This window comes from Lysinibacillus fusiformis (genome assembly GCF_003049525.1).
Taxonomy (GTDB): domain Bacteria; phylum Bacillota; class Bacilli; order Bacillales_A; family Planococcaceae; genus Lysinibacillus; species Lysinibacillus fusiformis.
Map to the genome: position 1 here is coordinate 274779 of NZ_PYWL01000003.1, position 18845 is coordinate 293623.

An 18845-nucleotide genomic window follows, 5' to 3' on the forward strand; every position below is an offset into this window, starting at 1 on the left:
TTAGAACTTCCAGAGGAATACGAATAGTGTTAATAGCATGATTGATGATGCTCGTTTATAAGCGATTCAACAAGTCGTGTAGCCTTCATGACAAAAATACAAATTAAAGAAATTACCCTCAATCTAAAATCCTCTACACATATCCGCCATAACTTAATACAGATTACTGCTATTATATGCAGTATGTTGTATAATTGAAATACTGCTTTAATTATGCAAAGCATTAATATAACACCTTTTGTATAGAATTAGTGTAATACTTTGCATACCTATCATTCTATAGTATATAATAATTGAGCATAAGTATAACACTATTAGATTTGAGGCGGTGAGTCCAATCGAACTCAATAAACGTCAGGAAAACATTTTACAAATTGTGAAAGAAAACGGCCCTATTACTGGGGAACATATTGCAGAACGTCTCAATCTGACTAGAGCGACTTTAAGACCAGATTTAGCGATCCTTACGATGGCGGGATTTTTAGATGCAAGACCACGAGTTGGTTATTTCTATTCAGGGAAAAAGGCATCCGTTACATTGATGGATAGTATTCACAATTTAAAAGTAAAGGATTTTCATTCAGGCCCTGTAGTTGTCCCAGAAACAATGACGGTTTATGATGCAATTTGCTTTATGTTTTCAGAAGATGTTGGTACACTCTTTGTCGTAGATAAGAATGAGTTTTTGACAGGCGTACTATCTCGCAAAGATTTACTGCGTACAAGTATTGGCACGCAGGATTTAAATAAAATTCCTGTACATATAATTATGACACGTATGCCTAATATTTCGTACTGTGAAAGATCAGATTCTTTGGTTGTTGCCGCGAACAAGCTCATTGAACGAGAAGTTGATTCGCTACCAGTAGTTGAACCACAAGAGGGTGGTTTGACGATTATAGGCCGTCTTACAAAAACAACGATTACACGAGCTTTCTTATCTCTTGCGCAAAATGACTAAATTTGAAGGAGAGCTGCATGAAAAGACTACGCGTATTTGTTGTATCTGACTCTGTTGGTGAAACTGGCGACCAAGTTGCAAAAGCAGTAATTAGCCAGTTTCGACCCGGTCTAGAGAATACTGTTATCCGACGATTTCCACATATTCAATCGGAGGAGCTTATTCGTAAGATTGTTTTCCTTGCAGCACAACAACAAGCATTTATTGTTTACACACTTGTTCGTCAAGAAATGCGAAAGCTATTACGTGATTTATGTGAACAGGAAAAGATACATGCAGTCGATATAATAGGTCCTGCATTACAATCAATGGCAACCTTTATGGAAGAAAATCCATTGGAGACACCTGGAATTGTTCATATGCTTGACGATGATTATTTTAAAAAAATTGAAGCCATTGAATTTGCAGTAAAATATGATGATGGTCGTGATCCCCGTGGATTATTACAAGCTGATATCGTGTTGGTAGGCGTATCCCGAACATCTAAAACGCCCCTTTCACAATATTTAGCACATAAAAAGTATAAGGTGGCGAATGTTCCTTTAGTTCCTGAAGTAGAACCACCTGAAGAGCTATTACAGTTGGACCCTAAAAAATGTTTTGGGTTAATCATCTCTCCTGAGAAGTTAAATTCTATAAGGAAAGAAAGATTAATGTCTCTCGGATTAAATGATGATGCCATCTATGCGCAACATAATCGTATTTTAGAAGAGATTCAACATTTTGAAAAGATTGTCGGCAAAATAGGCTGTCGAGTAATAGATGTGACTAATAAAGCTGTGGAAGAGACAGCAAATACTATCATAGAACATATTTTGACTTGCAAATAAATTGTACGAAAATAAACCACCTCGGTGATAGAGGCGGTTTTTTTGAGTGGATTTTGAAATTAGTATAGATAAAAACTAATTTTTGTTTTATAATAATAAAATTGTGGTAAAAATATTTATAAGAGAAAAATCCTAATTTTTTGTCGAGAAATAAAGGAATTTTAAAACGAATAGCGAATTGTGTTTCTAGAACGTAATTATTAAAGATGGTGATGATGGATTTGGCAGGGAAGATTCCAGAGGAAGTAATTGAACAGATTCGTACACAATCAGATATCGTTGATGTTATTAGTGAATACATGCAGCTGACCAAGCGTGGGCGAAATTGGTTTGGCCTCTGTCCATTCCATGGAGAACAAACACCGTCTTTCTCTGTATCAACGGACAAGCAAATATTCCATTGCTTTGGATGTGGTGCAGGGGGAAATGCCATTACTTTTGTAATGGACATTGAAGGCATATCTTTTCCTGATGCAGTTGTGAAACTTGGAGAACGAGCTGGCATACATTTAGATGTTGAGCCAAGTTTTCCCGGGGGAACAAAAAAGATTTCTAAAGCGGAAGAAAGGATGAAAGAAGCACACGCTTTTACAGCAGATTTTTTCCACCATCTACTGTTAAATACAGAGGATGGCGAAGAACCTTTAAATTATTTGCTAGAAAGAGGATTTACAAGGGAGCTTATAGAATCTAATAACATCGGTTGGTCTCTCCCAAGCTTTGACGCCCTAACCATATTGCTTGAAAGAAAAGGTTATAACTTACAAGAAATGGCGGAAAGTGGGCTAATTATTAAGCGAGAGGGAGAAGAACGTTATTTTGATCGTTTTAGAGGAAGGATCATGTTCCCGATTCGAGATGAGAATGGTAAAATTATTGCCTTCTCAGGACGAATACTTTCATCAACGGGTGAGGAAGCGAAATATTTAAATAGTCCAGAATCACCAATATTTCAGAAAAGTGAAGTGCTCTATAACCTAGATAAAGCACGAACTTCTATCAGAAAAAATCGTCAAGTAGTATTGATGGAAGGTTTTATGGATGTGTTAGCAGCTAACTCTGTAGGTGTTATGAATGCCGTAGCAACAATGGGTACCTCGCTAACAAATCAGCATATCACAAAGCTTAAGCGCTTAGTTGAGCAAATTACGATTTGCTATGATGGTGATAATGCTGGATTTGATGCAGCGAAAAGAGCGGCGCAGCTTTTGCATACGGAGCGCATGAAAGTTGATATTGCTGTTTTACCAGAAAAATTGGACCCTGATGAATATATTCGCACGTTAGGCGGACAAGCATTTAAGGAACAAATTTTGGAAAACCCTCATGCGTATATTGCTTTTATGATGATGCATGCTAGACGAAATAAGAACTTTCAATTTGAAAATGATACGCTTCAATATATACAAGAAGTCCTTGAACAGCTCATAGGTAGATCGTCGCCAGTTGAACGAGATTTGTATATACGACAGCTATCAAATGAAACAAATATTTCGGAAGAAGCCATTTATGCCCAATTCCGAAAGCTGGAGGCGAATCAGGTACGTTCTGCAAAACCAGAAATGCCGACACAAACGCCTTCAATGCCAGTCACGCAACAACAAAAGCCTATGGATGCTGCTGAACGTGCCGAACGTTTATTACTGGCTCATATGCTTCATAATATAGATGTAGTGGACAGGGTATTACGGAGTGAGCAAAAAGAGCCATTTGTTCGAGATGCTTATATGGCTGTTTTTGTTCGCTTAGTAGGATTTTATGAGGAATATGGTCATCCTGATTATCAACGCTTTATGGAGGTTTTGGATGACGCTGAATTACGGAAAATTGTTATGGAAGCGGCTTTAGTCGAGCGAGATCCTGATCAAGCAGAGGCAGAGGTTGTGGACTCAATCCGTCAGCTTCAAAAATATAGAATTGAGCAAGAAATTTATCAAAAGATGCATGAGTCAAAGGAAGCGGAGAAGATGCATGAGTATGCACGTGCACTTGAAATCGCCCAACAGATTATTCATTTAAGAAAATCGTTATCGGCGATTTAACCCGATTCGGTTGTTTAGAAGGAGGAAGGTTTATGGCGGACAAGTCAGAACGTTCAAAAGAGATAGAAGTAGAAATTACATTAGATGATGCAAAAAAATTCCTACAAGAAAAAGCAAAAACAGAGGGTGAAATTTCTATGAAAGAAATTTCAGAGAAATTAACACCTTATGAATTGGAAAATGAAGAAATTTTCCATTTTGCTGAGGATCTTGAAAAGCATAAAGATATTCAAATCATTGGAAAAGAAGAATTTGAAGAAGAAAGTCTAATGAAAGAAGAAGCGAACGAAGAGACTTTCGACTTAAATGATTTGAGTGTACCACCAGGTGTTAAAATCAATGACCCTGTGCGTATGTATTTAAAGGAAATCGGTCGAGTTGATTTACTATCTGCAGAGCAAGAAATCGCACTTGCTGAGCGTATTGAGCAAGGTGATGAAGAAGCACGTAAACGTCTTGCAGAAGCAAACTTACGTCTGGTAGTATCTATCGCTAAACGTTATGTAGGTCGTGGAATGCTATTCCTTGATTTAATTCAAGAGGGGAATATGGGTCTTATTAAGGCCGTTGAGAAATTTGATTACCGTAAAGGGTTTAAATTCTCTACGTACGCAACATGGTGGATTCGTCAGGCTATTACGCGTGCCATTGCAGACCAAGCACGTACAATTCGTATTCCGGTTCATATGGTCGAAACCATTAATAAATTAATACGTGTACAACGTCAACTTTTACAAGATCTTGGCCGAGAACCTTCTCCAGAAGAAATTGGCGAAGAAATGGATTTAACGCCAGAAAAAGTACGCGAAATTTTAAAAATTGCACAAGAACCAGTATCTCTTGAAACACCGATAGGAGAAGAAGATGATTCCCATTTAGGAGACTTTATCGAGGATTCTGAAGCACAATCTCCATCTGACCATGCAGCTTATGAATTGTTAAAAGAACAGCTAGAAGATGTCCTTGATACATTAACAGACCGTGAAGAAAACGTACTTCGTTTACGTTTTGGTTTAGATGATGGTCGTACAAGAACTTTAGAAGAGGTAGGTAAGGTTTTTGGCGTAACACGTGAACGTATTCGTCAAATTGAAGCGAAGGCTCTAAGAAAATTACGCCACCCTTCTCGTAGTAAGCGTCTAAAAGACTTCTTAGAATAATTTAAATAGATGGAGCGATCCTACTAGTGTGAAAATACCTAGTTGGATCGCTCCTTTTTTATACCATTGAAAAGGTAAATAGCCCCGTTATTCCCCAATCTTGTTTCAGCTAATAATAGATAATTAGAATGAAGGGAATGAGAGATTTGCGACTTTATACAGATGTATTTCCGAAGGCTGTGAGATAAAATTGTAATGCAACCATTATTAAGCAATGTTTGGAGTTAACATGATGACGAATCCCCGGAAAAAAATTATTCTAAATGAAATTTTGTTTTGGAAGCAAAATAAGCTATTACCAGAGCACTATTGTGACTTTTTAGCAGCTCTTTATACAGAGGGGGCTGATATAGAGGAGTTAGAACCGGTTCAAGATCCTAAACAAGCAATCTTGCCATCTGAAAAAAGAAAGATGCTTCTTTTGGTAGCAAGTCTATGTATCGCTATAATAGCTGTTTTAGCTATCTATTTTACAATAAAATCATTAACACTGATTTTAACCGTTGTCGTAGGTATAGGTGCATGCATATTATTTATCGCTGCGTTCCAAATGGCGCAAAAAAAACATCTATTAGCTCCTATATTTCATTTACTTGCCGCCATCCTATTATTTAGTATATCTATCCGTGTGTGCACTACATATTTTAGTGGAGATAATATCGTTTTATTTTGCTTGATTGCAGCCAATTGTCTTATTTGGCTTTGGTCAGGTATTAAAATGAAGCTACTCTATTTCACAGTCTCCGGTGTTTTAGGATTACTAGCACTGATTGGCTATTATATCATAAACTTATTGTAATTTTTTGACCCTTATAAATGATCTGCACACTTTATATCATGTGTGCGGATTTTTTATTTTTTTGGTATATGAATGTATGCAAAGGGTATGATAACAGTATGAAAAAAAGTTGTGAAATTGCCCAAAATTTGGTTTGGCAAGACATATTTTATCCAATAGATACAGAAATGTCGAATTTGTTACAAACAAAGGACAACTTAGCGAATAGGGCTTTTCGTTTCTTTGTTAATGAAGTACAATATTAGATGTTGACTGATTCTATATTATAATAGAAGTAGACTTAAAATGAGGAGGGGAAACTTATGAAAAACAATCCAGTCGTTCCTTACATCTTAATTCTGGCATTTGGTATTGGTCTTATTTTCTTCATGTCTTTACAAGGTGCAGATAACAAGAAAGAAATTGCTGCTGAACATGAGGGCGGTGGCGAAACTACTGAAACTACAGACGCAAATGATGATGGTGCAGCTCTAGTACAATCTTGTATTGGTTGTCACGGTGGTGATTTAACTGGTAGTATGGGTCCAAACCTACATGGCTTAGATGAAGCCCATATCGTTGAAGTTTTAACAAAGGGTATCGAAGGTACTCCAATGCAACCAAACATGAAAACTGAAGCAGAAGCAAAAGCTATTGCTGAATACATTTCTACTTTAGAATAGTATGACTGACAAGTAGCTGTACTGAAATAGTACAGCTACTTTTTAAATGTAAAGAATCATGAAATGGGGTTGTCCACATGAATACTGTGAGACAACTCCATTTGTTTTTTTTCACGACATCATCCATACTAGTAATGGACTCTATTTAAGGTAGGCGGTATAAAATGAACGCACAAAAACTTTCGAAACGATTAGAAATGGTAGCAAAATTTGTTCCCACAGGAGCGGTAGTAGCGGATATAGGTAGTGACCATGCCTATCTGCCTTGCTATTTAATTCATCAAGGAATAGCTTCTTCAGCGATAGCAGGGGAAGTAGTAGCAGGCCCTTATGAATCAGCAGTGGGACAAGTACAAAAAGAAGGATTAAACAAAGAAATTACGGTACGTCTAGCAGATGGCTTAGCAGCAATAGAATTGAATGACCATGTCGATACAGTAACGATTGCTGGAATGGGCGGTCCCTTAATTGTCTCTATTTTAGAGAAGCATCCTGAAAAGCTGCAAGGAGTCACACGTCTCATATTACAACCGAATATTCATGCCAAGGTAATCCGTGAGTGGGCTTTAGCACATAATTGGGCTATTCTCGATGAAGAAATTTTAGAGGAAGATGATAAAATCTATGAAATTCTTGTGTTGCAAAGAGCACAAATGGAGCTTTCGCCAACAGAGATTTTATTTGGTCCTAAATTAAGTACCCGTAAAGCACCGGCATTTATAAAAAAATGGACGCGGGAAAAAGAAAATTGGCAACGTGTGTTACAATCCATAAAAGATGCAGAACAAACACCTGAAATTGAAGAAAAACGTGCAGAGTTATTGGCTCTTATTCAATTAGTAGAAGGAGTTTTGTAAAATGAAGTCGGTAAATGGTCAAGAAATTATTCAAGTATTTGAATCATGGTCGCCTAAAAAACTAGCTTGCATGGAGAATGATCCAATCGGTTTAGCGATTGGTACACTCAATAAACCTGTTAGCAAAGTATTAGTCACTTTAGATGTCAATGAAGCTGTTGCGAATGAGGCCATTGAAAAAGGATGTGAGCTGATCATTGCACATCATCCTCCAATTTTTAGACGTCTAGCGAATATTCGTACAGACGATCCAGCAGGGCGCTTATATGAAAAGCTCATTAAACATGATATCGCTGTTTATGCGGCGCATACAAATTTAGATGTAGCTGAAGGTGGAGTTAATGATTTATTAGCAGATGCGCTTCAACTACAGGACCGTACAATACTAGAAGAAACGTACTCAGAACATCTTTTAAAGCTTGCTGTTTTTATCCCGTCTGCAAATGCTGAGGATTTACGCGAGACGCTAGCAAAGGCTGGAGCAGGGCGCATTGGAGAATATGAAGCATGTAGTTATACAACTGCTGGTGAAGGACGTTTCCGTGCGTTAGCAGGTGCCAAGCCATTTGTTGGGTCAGTTGGTGAATTACATGTTGAAGAGGAAGTAAAGGTAGAAGTCGTATTTCCTGAATCAATGAAAAACCGTGTTTTAAAGGCAATGCTTACTAGTCATCCGTATGAAGAGCCAGCCTATGATGTCATTCGTCTTGAACAGCAAACGAATAAAATGGGATTAGGGCGTGTAGGTCACTTAGCTAAGGAAATGACCTTGCAACAATTCGCAGAGTTCGTGAAGCAGCAGTTACAGGTTCCAGCGGTTCGTGTCGTAGGTGATTTACAGTCGAAGATTAAGAAGGTTGCGCTTGTTGGTGGAGATGGTAATAAGTATATTTATGCAGCGAAACGTGCAGGAGCAGATGTTTTTTTAACGGGTGATATGTACTTCCATACAGCACAGGATGCTCAAGCGATGGATCTGCAAATTGTAGACCCTGGTCATCATGTAGAAAAAGTGATGATTGCAGGAGTAGCGGAGAAAATGACGAAGCTATGTGCGGATAAAAAATATGTGGTTGAATTTGTACAATCGACCATCCATACAGAACCATTTTTATTTGTTTAAGCGAGGGGAATAGATGTGGCTAATGAAAGACCTGCTGGTAATAAGGCTGGTAAACTGTGGATTATAATCGGTTTATTCATTGCTGTTTTTGGTATAGGGATGACGGTTATGACGAATATGATGAATGAAAAGAAAATTGATGCCATGACCGTACAATGTGAAGACGATGGGGGTCAAGCTATTATATCAAAGGAAAAAAACTTCCTTTCCACGAGTTATTCATTTGAATGTAAACAATAATATAAGGATGAACATTACTAGGTAGTGTTCATCCTTTTTGTAATAGAAGGATAATGATAAAATGAGCATGAAATCAATTAGCAGAAATGGAGAGATATATCTTGTTTATTCGTTTAACTAAAGATCAGCAAGAAATGATAGTGGCTGATATTCAGCGATTTTTCTACACGCATCGTGATGAAGACATTAGTGAATTTGAAGCAGAGCGTGTGTTAGATTTTATCAAGGAAAATATCGCCCCCTATATTTATAATGCAGCAGTATCTGACGCAAAATATGTAGTGGAAAGACAATTTACCTCCATGGAAGAAGAATTAGAGGCACTGGAGCAGCCCATTAAATTAAAGTAAGCTAGTTAAAAAAGCTACAAATTTAAATAATTGACAGAAAATAAAAAAATATGGTAATTTAATTTTGAATTAAAGATTGTTTAATTCAAAATATTCATAGCGACTACATAGAGGCCATGAATAAAGCTGTATGTATCTGACCAAAATGGTTACGAGTGTTGTTCGCGTACATGGAATGACGATGATTTCACAAAATGAATGGGAAAACGAGGAGGGTCATATGTTAAAAATCGGTATTATTTTAGGAAGTACGCGAGAAGGTCGTGTTAGTCCACAAGTGGGAGCGTGGGTAAAGGAAGTCGCAGAAAAACGCCGTGATGCGGAGTATGAAATAATTGATATCGCTGATTTTAAATTACCGTTTCTTGGAGAGCCAGGGGGAGATACTTCTGGAGTAGCGACATGGTCCGAGAAAGTAGCTGCATGTGACGGCTTTGTCTTTATTGTAGCAGAGTATAACCATTCAATTACAGGTGCACTAAAAAATGCATTAGACTTTTTACGAGTAGAATGGAACAATAAAGCTGCGGGTATCGTTTCCTATGGTTCAGTTGGAGGAGCACGTGCCGCGGAGCATTTACGAGGGATTCTTGGAGAATTACTAGTTGCCGATGTGCGAGTTCATCCAGCTTTATCATTATTTACTGATTTTGAAAACGGCTCAGTCTTTAAGCCAAAAGAGGTGCAGGCAGATTCCGTTCATCAAATGTTAGATCAGCTTATTCCTTGGTCAACAGCTTTGAAAACAATTCGATCATAATTTTTGACACTAGGCATATTAAAGTGCTTATTGTCTTCTTAAAAGCAAATATATAGACAGCCGCTTTCAGCTATATTCACAGCATGGAAGCGGTTGTTTTTGTTGGAATCACTCCCATTAATGTTCGATTTCTTCAATAACCTTTTCTTTTAAATCAGCATCCATAGAGGATAGTTTGACCGTATTTGAGAGTCGTTCCTTTAATTCCTTATCTGTTAAAATGCCACGCTCTTTTAGAATTTGTACGAGTAGATTCAAGGTCATAATATTTTTAATTTCTGCTGCTTTTGCATCCATTTAAAACCCTCCAAAAATATAGAATTACTACCCCTTAAGTGTACTCCTTTTTAAAAATCATGACATAAAAAGGACAAAACATAGCAAATTTATTTCGTGTTCCGGAATATGTGAGGGAAATTAAGCAATGTCAGAAATGGTCTATTTCATAGTAACGATAAAACAGTGATAGAAAACGGTGAATATTGTATTTGCAGAGCTCATACCTTCCTAACAGGGGGGATTTCATTGTGAAACGGATAGGAGTCGTTACAGGATTAATGCTGGCCATTATCGCGATCATCATCCTGTTTAATAAATATGTAGATGGTAAGCCTTTAGAAGCCAATATCGAGAAAGGACCAATAATTACGAAAGAAGAGTTGAGTTTATCACTATTAAAAGATAAGCTCCTTGAAAAATACGTCGGTATAGATGTTAAAACAACTGCGGAAAAGGAATTGGTCATCCAAATTGTAGGGGGAGAAGAGTATGTTCAGTCGGTTAAAACAGATATGGAAGCTATTGCAAAAAGTGCTATAAAAACTTCTGCCTTAAAGGATTACCCGATTGTCTTTGAAAGATGGGAATTTACGTCATTGCTGGATGGAAATAAAGCGATGGGGAATGATATTAATCTATTAATTGAAGATTTAATTAAAGGGCTACAATCATTTGATGTATACGAATATTTAATACTAGAGAATCGAACAACCATTACGATTCAAACAACTATAAAAGGTGACAATGCGGAGGCACTTCAACTAGCGACTAAGATGGAAGGTGCAGTAAAAAAAATTGTCCAAACAAATGTGAGTCAAAGCGATTCCTATGTCATTCATATATTAAATGGGGAGCGAGAAAAAATTAATTGAAAAGGCATCGAGACTTTAAATCTGGATGCCTTCTTTTTTGCTATGTAAGTTCTTAATGTGAAACTAAATTCATGACTCATTTACTTACTCATGGCAAATAAAGCTTGATAGAGTGTTGCGAGGAGTGCCACAAAGTGCATGTCGTCAGCGTGGAAAAGTTTAAACATTAGCCCCGCCCGTATGAGCTCAGTCTCTATTGGGCTTGCACTGGCAATTTTCTCATCATTACAATATAAATAGGCGGTAGCAGTAAAATCCTTTTCAAAACGGAATGCCAAATTGTCCATAGTAAAGGTGTACGAGGATTCTAATAATTGAACTGTTTTTCGGACAATCGGTATGGTGCTACCATCAGGCATAACAAGCTGATGACTGACCCCTTTTGTTAACAGAGTAGATTGTACTTGAAAAAGGGGGGCACCTAAAGTTGTTCGTGTTTCATAACGATAGGGTAAAGTTTGCTGTGCCGCAACTAATAATACGGCATTTAAAACTTTACCAGTAGAAGAACGCTCTACTTTCTGAAGCACACACACTGTTTCGTTGTTTTCATTTATAATAGGAATATCAGAAAAGCTTTTAAAGGCCTTTGGATAGTGAAGTGTAAATGTTGCCATAAAGAAACCTCCATTCATTATGTATACGAGTATGTCATTCCAGAGGTTTCACAAAATTACAGGAGGATAAAGTTTTGAGCTATTGTTTTCGACCCATTACACAAGAACAAGCTGAGGATATAGCTTATAACTGGCATTATGAGGGTGACTATTCTTTCTATGATATGGAGGCTGACCAGGAGGATTTACAAGCATTTCTCAATCCGTATACAAGAGGAAATATTTTTGCAGTCTTAAAAAAACAAGAACTAGCTGCTTATTTTAGTATTATGACGGTTGCTGACCAAACGATGGAGATTGGCTTAGGCATGAAACCTAGTCTTACAGGAAAAGGCCTAGGCTATGATTTTTTAAAAAATGCTATTGATTTTGTCTTGGCAAACTATCCATGCGAAATGATTACCTTATCGGTTGCCACATTTAATCTACGTGCAATCAAGCTATATCGCAAGGTAGGATTTAAAGACGCTCATACTTATATGCAAGCAACAAATGGTGGTGTCTATGAATTTCTAAAAATGGACTATATAAAAGGCTACTAAGGAGAGACAAGTATCTCGCTTTTAGTAGCCTTTTTAACTATTTAAGGTTGTGCGATTTGACCTGAGAGAGCACGTTTTTCCTGCTCTGTATCAAATTCCTTCTCCATTTTTGAAACAACTACCGTCGCCACACCATTACCAATAAGATTTGTAACAGCTCGAGCTTCGGACATAAAGCGGTCAACCCCGATTAGTAATGCAATTCCTTCTACGGGAATCATCGGGAATGCTGCTAATGTGGCAGCAAGTGTAATAAACCCAGAGCCTGTGACACCCGCAGCCCCCTTAGATGTAAGCATTAGAATGGCTAGTAATGTGATTTGATGCCAAATATCTAAATCAACACCGTAAGCTTGGGCAATAAATATAGCTGCCATCGATAAGTATATGGATGTTCCATCTAAGTTAAAGGAATAACCTGTTGGTATAACTAGCCCCACAACTTGCTTAGAACAGCCGTAGTTTTCTAATTTACGCATCATGGAAGGCAATGCTGATTCAGATGAAGATGTACCAATAACGATGAAAATTTCATCTTTAATGTATTTAATAAATTTAAAAATACTAAAACCGAAGTAATGTGAAATGAATCCGATGATAACAACGATAAAAATAAACATTGTAATATAGACGGAGAGCATTAAAAATCCTAAGTTGCCTAGAGATTTAAGTCCAAAGTTGCCGATTGTATAACTCATGGCACCAAATGCGCCAATAGGAGAAATTTTCATTACCATATTAACGATTTTAAAGAAGATATCCGCAACTTGTTCAAAAAATTTAATAACTGGCTTAGCTGGTTCCCCAATCGCCGCCGCTGCTAATCCAAATAATACAGCTGAGAATAAGACAGGTAGTAATTCACCATTTGCGAGAGCACCCACAACATTATCAGGGATAATTTGCATAATAAATGCACCCAAACCGTGTTCTGCCGCCGCTGCATTTATATATTGAGAGACATCTGCTCCGTTCGCGGCTTCTGTATTAAAGCCTTTACCTGGTTGTACAATATTGACAACGATAAGACCTATCGCCAAGGCAAATGTTGAAACAATTTCAAAATAGATTAAAGCTTTTCCACCGATTTTCCCAACCTTTTTGACATCACCCATACTACCAATACCAATTACAACCGTTAAGAAGATAATGGGTGCTATTAACATTTTAATTAGTTTAATAAATATATCCGCTAATATTTTTAGCTTTGCTCCGAACTCTGGGAACGTTGCACCTACTATAATCCCTAGTACAATAGCAATCAATACTTGTACTGTTAAGTTTTTAAAATTTATACGCATATATAGTTCTCCCCCTACAACATCTATGAAGATTGTGTGAACGTTTTCATGTCGTTATCATAGCTGAAATTTTCCGACAATAGTTTTTATGACCGTAATGTTTCTATTGTTCATTTTGTTCATTTTTCAATGAAAGGGTTGGTAAATGCAGTAATAGCAATGGTTTCAGGCTGTTTTATAGTAGTTTTGAATTTTGGTAATCTATTATAATACAAAAGAAAAGATCCTTACGATATGTAAGGATCTATCATTAATGACCAAAAGTATTATGGTGCAACTATTTTTTGAATCTCAGTTAGAATCTCATCATTTTGTGTTTGGGTTTTATAAAAATCATAGACAGGGGAGAGCTGCTCCTTAAAGCGCTGTCTTTCCTTAAGACTCATTGTAGTAACATCAAAATCATCTTGCTGTTTAAGCTTTAACATATCTTGTTCATTCATACGGGCAGCCTGTTCAAACTGCCAATCTGTTGTTTCCTTCATAGCCTCCGCCAATTGATGTTGAATTTTCGCTGGTAAGGAATCCCAAAAGCTTTCATTCATTAATACCGCATAGCCTAAAATACCATGCTGTGTGATGGTCATATGTTTTTGAACTTTGTAGAAACCTTTTGAGTAAATATTAGAGGCTGTATTTTCCTGTGCATCAATGGCGTGTTTCTCTAGATCTGTATAAACCTCACTAAATGAAATCGGAATTGGCGTTGCTTTCAAAACTTCAAATTGTTTTTCCAATGTTTTACTAGGCATTGTGCGAATGCGTAAACCCTGTAAATCTTCAAATGTATGAATAGGGTGATCAACAGAGGTTAGATGCTTAAAGCCGTTGTACCAAAAGCCCAGTCCTTTAATATGAATAGGTTCTAGCTCGTTTAATAATTGATCACCGATCGTTCCTGTCAGAACTTCTTGTACCTCTTTATTTGTATTAAACAGGAAGGGTAAATCAAGAACTTGCCAATTCGGCACATATGTTGTCATCTTAGAAAAGGTCGGGATAATCATTTCGACTTCTCCCTTTTGCAAAGCCTGAAACTCATTTTCATCATTAAATAAAGAGGAATTGGAGTATACATGCACTTTGACTTTGCCTTTCGTCTTTTCTTCTACTAATTCAGCAAATTTATTGGCAGCCTGTCCTTTTGGTGTATTTTCAGCTACTACATGACTTAGATGGATGGTAATTTGTGTGTCTAACCCCTTTTGCTCATCATCGTATGGAAGTGGCTTTGCGAAAAGCAAACCTTGCTGAACACTAATGGTGATCACTAAAAAGAAGACAGTTACAATCGTTCCAATAATAAATTTTTTCATTGAATACACCCAATTTATTCGTATTTTCTATTGTTTTTGTTATTCTAACATATGGAGTAAGCTAAAATATAGTAGGGGGGAGGCGATTATCTTGAAATTTCAGAAGTTATCGATGCAAAGAAAAATTATGTCGCTGACTTTTTTTATACTCATGCTTTCCTTTAGTATTGGTGGTACTTTTTTGTTGGGGTATGTGATGAATGAACAAAAGAGCAAGCTTAGTGACCAAGCATTACTAGTAGCCAAAACAGTCGCGCAGCTTCCTGAAATCAAAACCTATATTGCCCACGAAAACATTGAAATGGCCATACAACATATTAACCCTGTAGTGGAAGAAATCCGAGATATAAATGGTGCTCAATATATAGTGGTTTTGGATATGAAAAGACAGAAGTATTCTCACCCCAATAAAGCGGAACTGGGTAGCATTTCGCAATCTGCCGATTTAAATGCTGCTTTTTCCGAACATTACTATACGTCAATCGCGCATGGGGAGCATGGCAACATGGTTCGAGCGTTTGTACCAATCATGAACAATCAAGGACAACAAATAGGTGTTACGGTCGTTGGATATAGTGTTTTGACGGTGGCGGAATTACTGCAATCGATGCAAACGGAGCTGATCATTACTTTACTATTATCTTTAATCTTTAGCGTATGGGGTGCGCGAACATTAGGGCTTCATATGAAAAAGCAAATGTTTGGATTAGAGCCCCATGAAATTGCCAAAATGTATGTAGAACGAACGGAAACCTTTAATGCGATGCATGAGGGGATTATTGCGATCGATAATGATTTGACCATTACCATTTTTAATGAGAAGGCCTGCGAAATACTTGGGGTTGACGAAAAACCACCTAATTTGATTGGTCAGAAAATTTTTCACGTCTTACCGGATACAAGACTACCTGAAATTTTGGAACTTGATCAGCCTCTATTTAACCGAGAGTTGTATATAAATGATCATAGTATAATGAGTAATCGCATTCCCATACAGGTTAATGGAGAAACTGTTGGAGCAGTGGCCATGTTTAAAGATCGTACAGAAGTGAAAAAGCTTGCTGAAGAACTGACTGGGGTACGAGCATTTGTCCAGGCGCTTCGTGTTCAAACACATGAGCATAAAAATAAACTGCATACGATAGCTGGACTTTTACAACTTGGACATCATGATCAGGCTTTATCCTACTTAACGCAAGTAAAGGAAGAACACGATGAAATTACTAACTTTTTAAATGAACGTATTAAAAATGAAAATATATCAGGGCTATTACTTAGTAAAATTTCCTATGCTAAAGAACAAGGAATCCGACTGGAAATTGACCGTGAAAGTCGCTTAACATCTTTTCCACCAAATTTAGATCATCATGATTTCGTCATTCTATTTGGGAATTTAATAGAAAATGCTTTTGATGCATTAAGGGATACACAGGAGGAGGAAAAGGTTATTCATGTTTCTGTCGATGAAGACGAGGATGTCTTAGCCATTCTTGTCACGGATAACGGTGTTGGCATGACAGATGAGATCAAGAGCCATATTTTTGACAATGGCTATTCTACAAAAGAGAAAAAATACAGAGGAATAGGACTATTTTTAATAAAAGAGATTGTTGAAAAAGGACAAGGTGATATTGAAGTCATCAGTGAACCAAATAAAGGGACTAGTTTTTTACTAACATTTTACTATGCATAAGCATTAATTTTGGAATGGAGGGCTGATATTGGTACAAATCAAAGTATTATTAATTGAGGATGATCCAATGGTGCGTGAGGTGAATCGTCAATTTATTGAAAAGGTAGATCACTTTCAGGTGATTGGACAAGCATCTAATGGTTTAGATGGAGTGACGCAAATTCGTCAACATCAGCCTGACTTAGTATTTATGGATATTTTTATGCCGGAGCAAGATGGCATCACTAGTTTACATAAAATTCGCGAGCTGGACTTACCAGTAGATGTTATCACTGTCACGGCAGCGAATGATATGGACACGGTGAAACAAGTATTGCATCTAGGTGTTTTTGATTATATTATGAAGCCTTTTTCGTTTGAACGTGTCAAAGGGACACTTGAAAATTATTTACGCTTTAAAAAACAAACGCAAACGGAACGCCAGCTGACACAAGGTGAATTGGATCAGCTATTCCATTATCGTGATGGACAAAGCCCTTTGGAACAGTCTGCCTTATTACAAACAGAAAAAAACCTTCCGAAAGGCTTTAACCGTACAACGCTGGAAAAAGTGGTGCACTTTTTGCAATCGGTAGATGGTGCATCGGCAGAAGAAGTTGCAAGTGGCGTTGGTATTGCTCGTGTGACAGCTAGAAGATATTTAGATTATTTAGAGAAACAAGAGAAAATTACGATGGATGTCCATTATGGTGGAATTGGTCGTCCGATAAACTATTATTTTAGTAAATAAAGAAAAAAATCCTGTTTGTCATCATGACAAGCAGGATTTTTTTTAGTAATCAATGGGGCATAATTTTATCGACAGGTGTAGGTGTTTTAATCTTCGGTAGAATTTTATCTAATGTTACTGTACGTTTGATAACGTGTGTGGATGGATCATTTTCATCAAATTGATCCAAGAAGGCAATGACCTCTTTGACAATAGGTGTTGGTGTTGAAGCACCCGCTGTCACAGCAACTTTATCAATACCTTTTAACCAATCTATTTTAAGCTCTGAAACATCCGCGATACGATAGGAAGGAGTCCCAGCGATCTCAACAGAAACTTGCGTTAAACGATTGGAGTTATTCGATTTAGGGTCACCTACTACAATCAATAGTTCCGCTTCTCCTGCCTGCTTAGCAACAGCTTCTTGACGGACTTGAGTAGCTAAACAAATCTCTTTGTGTACCTCAATATGAGGGAATTTTTCTTTTAAACTATCCATTAAATGGGCGACATCCCATTGGCTCATTGTCGTTTGATTTGTGACAAGCAATTTATCATTCGTTAAGTTTAACGCATCAATATCATTGGAAGATTGAACTAAATGGACATGATCAGGTGCAACGCCAATGGCACCCTCAGGTTCCGGATGTCCTTTTTTCCCAATATAAATAATATCATAGCCTTCTGCAGATTTTTCACGAATTAAATCGTGAGTAACAGTTACATCAGGACATGTAGCATCAATGGACACTAGGCCTTTACGCTTCGCAATTTCACGAATTTCAGGTGAGACACCATGTGCTGTGAAAATCACAGTACCAGATTCAACTTGTTCGATAATTTCTAAGCGATTATCGCCGTCTAAAGTGATGATACCATCTTCTTCGAACGCGTCTGTGACATGTTTATTATGGACAATCATTCCTAGAATGTAGATAGGTCTTGGTAATGTTTTATCAAGTGCGGCGTTTCGTGCGATGACCATCGCATCAACAACACCGTAGCAATAGCCACGTGGATTAATTTTTAATACTTGCATGGTTGTGACTCCTTTCAAGCTTTACCTATCTACATTATAACGGACAGGGGCGGCGAATACAAAGAAACGTTCATTTACATTGGTGGCTGGAAAATACGTGGTTTAGATGGAATTGGTTCAGGAGGCGAAAATGATGCGGATGTACTTTGCCTTGCCGATCGCTTAGTTCCTGTAGCAGCCTTGCTTTCACTGCCTGCACGATCAGCGCCAGCCGCTCCGCCTCCCGTCGAAGGTAGTCCTTGGAATCCTTTATATAATTTTAATAAGGACGGTATATTTTTAACCATTGGCATCGCCTGTTGAATATAAGGGGTATAAGTTTTAGCGGAATTAAATAAACTATTTGCTTGTTGTAAGAATGAACCGATTTTAGATGCTTCTTGCACAGGTGGCATCGGCATTTGTCCTCCAAAGGAACCTATTCCATTTGCCATTGGAAAGCCGCCTGGAATTCGTGGTTGAGCAGGGAAGCCTCCAGGCGGGAAAAAGGACTGCGGTGACATCTGTGGTGGTGTTGGCATGGGCATTCTCATGCCACCGGGATACATAGGGTATGGATAAGGTGGTCGAAATACCATAATGATCTCCTTTCTACTTGTTTTTCATTGATGACATACCTGATTATAGCTATGATATGCAGAGGCTAATGGGAGGGTGCGATAATTTATAAGGCGAATTCATCAATGAAAGAGC

At 37.6% G+C, this 18845-nt stretch carries 21 protein-coding genes; 15 read left to right on the forward strand and 6 right to left on the reverse strand.

What is annotated here, in order from left to right; all coding sequences use genetic code 11:
• Nucleotides 1–328: 328 nt before the first annotated feature.
• From C9J29_RS10230 to C9J29_RS10280, 11 genes are all read left to right on the forward strand, one after another.
• A complete protein-coding gene (locus tag C9J29_RS10230; RefSeq protein ID WP_008178461.1) occupies nt 329–961 on the forward strand; it encodes a transcriptional regulator CcpN in 633 nt (210 codons plus the stop codon).
• Between the two features lie 17 nt (nt 962–978).
• The gene (locus C9J29_RS10235) at nt 979–1791 is read left to right on the forward strand and encodes a pyruvate, water dikinase regulatory protein (RefSeq protein WP_008178459.1); all 813 of its coding nucleotides are present in this window, start codon (nt 979–981) and stop codon (nt 1789–1791) included.
• 215 nt (nt 1792–2006) lie between these two features.
• Nucleotides 2007–3833, forward strand: a complete 1827-nt coding sequence (gene dnaG / locus C9J29_RS10240) for a DNA primase (protein WP_237068801.1) — start codon at nt 2007–2009, stop codon at nt 3831–3833.
• Nucleotides 3834–3865: 32 nt separating this feature from the next.
• On the forward strand, nt 3866–4993 hold the full coding sequence (gene rpoD, locus C9J29_RS10245) for an RNA polymerase sigma factor RpoD (protein WP_004227165.1): 1128 nt from the start codon (nt 3866–3868) through the stop codon (nt 4991–4993).
• A gap of 232 nt (nt 4994–5225) precedes the next feature.
• Nucleotides 5226–5792 carry a hypothetical protein gene (locus C9J29_RS10250; protein WP_025115975.1) on the forward strand — a complete coding sequence of 189 codons (567 nt, stop codon included), beginning with the start codon at nt 5226–5228 and terminating at the stop codon, nt 5790–5792.
• 302 nt (nt 5793–6094) lie between these two features.
• Nucleotides 6095–6454 carry a cytochrome c550 gene (gene cccA, locus C9J29_RS10255; protein ID WP_008178451.1) on the forward strand — a complete coding sequence of 120 codons (360 nt, stop codon included), beginning with the start codon at nt 6095–6097 and terminating at the stop codon, nt 6452–6454.
• A 164-nt stretch (nt 6455–6618) separates the two neighbouring features.
• On the forward strand, nt 6619–7311 hold the full coding sequence (locus C9J29_RS10260) for a tRNA (adenine(22)-N(1))-methyltransferase (protein WP_107922098.1): 693 nt from the start codon (nt 6619–6621) through the stop codon (nt 7309–7311).
• Nucleotide 7312: 1 nt separating this feature from the next.
• A complete protein-coding gene (locus C9J29_RS10265) occupies nt 7313–8434 on the forward strand; it encodes a Nif3-like dinuclear metal center hexameric protein (protein WP_008178447.1) in 1122 nt (373 codons plus the stop codon).
• 15 nt (nt 8435–8449) lie between these two features.
• A complete protein-coding gene (locus C9J29_RS10270) occupies nt 8450–8674 on the forward strand; it encodes a hypothetical protein (protein ID WP_008178444.1) in 225 nt (74 codons plus the stop codon).
• Nucleotides 8675–8775: 101 nt separating this feature from the next.
• On the forward strand, nt 8776–9024 hold the full coding sequence (locus C9J29_RS10275; protein WP_090002538.1) for a DUF2164 domain-containing protein: 249 nt from the start codon (nt 8776–8778) through the stop codon (nt 9022–9024).
• Nucleotides 9025–9244: 220 nt separating this feature from the next.
• Nucleotides 9245–9784 (forward strand): NADPH-dependent FMN reductase, encoded by a 540-nt coding sequence (locus C9J29_RS10280; RefSeq protein WP_085961723.1) that lies wholly within the window; start codon nt 9245–9247, stop codon nt 9782–9784.
• A gap of 117 nt (nt 9785–9901) precedes the next feature.
• Here C9J29_RS10280 and C9J29_RS10285 read toward each other — a convergent pair whose 3' ends face one another.
• On the reverse strand, nt 9902–10081 hold the full coding sequence (locus C9J29_RS10285) for a hypothetical protein (RefSeq protein WP_008178439.1): 180 nt from the start codon (nt 10079–10081) through the stop codon (nt 9902–9904).
• A 230-nt stretch (nt 10082–10311) separates the two neighbouring features.
• On the opposite strand from C9J29_RS10285, the gene C9J29_RS10290 reads away from it, so the two are divergent.
• Nucleotides 10312–10935, forward strand: a complete 624-nt coding sequence (locus tag C9J29_RS10290) for a hypothetical protein (protein ID WP_237068802.1) — start codon at nt 10312–10314, stop codon at nt 10933–10935.
• Between the two features lie 80 nt (nt 10936–11015).
• On the opposite strand, the gene C9J29_RS10295 is transcribed toward C9J29_RS10290, so the two are convergent.
• Complete coding sequence (locus C9J29_RS10295; RefSeq protein WP_107922099.1) at nt 11016–11552, reverse strand: tubby C-terminal domain-like protein; 537 nt, start codon at nt 11550–11552, stop codon at nt 11016–11018.
• 74 nt (nt 11553–11626) lie between these two features.
• Between C9J29_RS10295 and C9J29_RS10300 the strand changes: the two genes are divergently transcribed.
• Complete coding sequence (locus tag C9J29_RS10300) at nt 11627–12094, forward strand: GNAT family N-acetyltransferase (RefSeq protein WP_008178433.1); 468 nt, start codon at nt 11627–11629, stop codon at nt 12092–12094.
• 41 nt (nt 12095–12135) lie between these two features.
• Here C9J29_RS10300 and C9J29_RS10305 read toward each other — a convergent pair whose 3' ends face one another.
• A complete protein-coding gene (locus C9J29_RS10305) occupies nt 12136–13395 on the reverse strand; it encodes a dicarboxylate/amino acid:cation symporter (RefSeq protein WP_107922100.1) in 1260 nt (419 codons plus the stop codon).
• A 266-nt stretch (nt 13396–13661) separates the two neighbouring features.
• Nucleotides 13662–14711 (reverse strand): TRAP transporter substrate-binding protein, encoded by a 1050-nt coding sequence (locus C9J29_RS10310; RefSeq protein ID WP_089986140.1) that lies wholly within the window; start codon nt 14709–14711, stop codon nt 13662–13664.
• Between the two features lie 112 nt (nt 14712–14823).
• Between C9J29_RS10310 and C9J29_RS10315 the strand changes: the two genes are divergently transcribed.
• Complete coding sequence (locus tag C9J29_RS10315; RefSeq protein WP_427422511.1) at nt 14824–16404, forward strand: ATP-binding protein; 1581 nt, start codon at nt 14824–14826, stop codon at nt 16402–16404.
• 28 nt (nt 16405–16432) lie between these two features.
• Entirely contained in the window at nt 16433–17134 is a 702-nt protein-coding gene (locus tag C9J29_RS10320) for a response regulator (RefSeq protein ID WP_107922101.1), read from the forward strand.
• A 49-nt stretch (nt 17135–17183) separates the two neighbouring features.
• On the opposite strand, the gene C9J29_RS10325 is transcribed toward C9J29_RS10320, so the two are convergent.
• Nucleotides 17184–18152: a 4-hydroxy-3-methylbut-2-enyl diphosphate reductase gene (locus C9J29_RS10325; protein ID WP_008178424.1), complete on the reverse strand. Its 969-nt coding sequence runs from the start codon at nt 18150–18152 to the stop codon at nt 17184–17186.
• Between the two features lie 74 nt (nt 18153–18226).
• The gene (gene vrrA / locus C9J29_RS10330) at nt 18227–18730 is read right to left on the reverse strand and encodes a VrrA/YqfQ family protein (protein WP_089986138.1); all 504 of its coding nucleotides are present in this window, start codon (nt 18728–18730) and stop codon (nt 18227–18229) included.
• Nucleotides 18731–18845: the final 115 nt, after the last annotated feature.